Below are 789 nucleotides of genomic sequence, written 5' to 3' on the forward strand. Positions count from 1 at the left end.
GACGGGGGTGGGGGTCACCGAGTACCTCCGACCCGACCCGCCGAGCGGGCCGCCGCCCCCAGGCTCCAGGCGCACAGGGCGAGGGCGAGGGCCGGGGCGAGGAGCGCGGCGGGGTTGAGTCCCGCTCCGGGCAACCCCTCGCGCAGCATCAGCGCCCAGTCGGGGGCGGGTGGTTGCGGCCCCAGACCGAGTACGGAGAGGGCCGCCGCGAGTTGCAGCGCCGTCACCAGCCGCAGGCCGGCGTCCGCGGCGGTCAGGCCGCGCAGGGCCGGCAGGATCTCCCGGAGGAGGACGGCCGGGGCCCGCTCGCCGCGTTCGACCGCCGCCCGCACCCAGCCGCCGCGGCGCAGGACGGCCACCTCGTCCGCCACCACCCGGGCGGTCAGCGGCGCGCCGGCCATCACCGACGCGGTGACCACCGCGGAGGCGCCGGACAGGGCCGTCGCCAGCACCAGTGCCAGGACCGGGGCCGGCACCGCGAGCAGCAGGTCGCCGACCCATGCCACGCGGCGGGCGGTGCCGCCCCCCGCCCAGCCGGACCACAGACCCGCCGCGGTGCCGAGGACCACGGCGGCGAGGGCGGCCACGAGCGCGAGGGAGAGCAGGCCGGTGCCGCCGGCCAGGACCCTGGAGAGGACATCGCGGCCCAGGGCGTCGGTGCCCAGGGGCGTGGAGCCGTCCGGTGGGGCCCACGGCGGGCCCACCGTGCGGTCCGGGGGATGGGGCGCCAACAGCGGGCCCAGAACCACCGCCGTCAGGAGGATCGCGGCCGAGAGGGGGGCGAGGAGC

At 79.7% G+C, this 789-nt stretch carries 1 protein-coding gene; it reads right to left on the reverse strand.

Annotation, left to right across the window (positions count from 1 at the left end; translation table 11 throughout):
• Positions 1-14 precede the first annotated feature (14 nt).
• The coding region (locus FNQ90_RS25505) for an ABC transporter permease (RefSeq protein WP_228471609.1) at positions 15-789 on the reverse strand (775 nt) is incomplete at its 5' end.

This window comes from Streptomyces alkaliphilus (genome assembly GCF_014141535.1).
GTDB classification, from domain to species: Bacteria; Actinomycetota; Actinomycetes; order Streptomycetales; family Streptomycetaceae; genus Streptomyces; species Streptomyces alkaliphilus.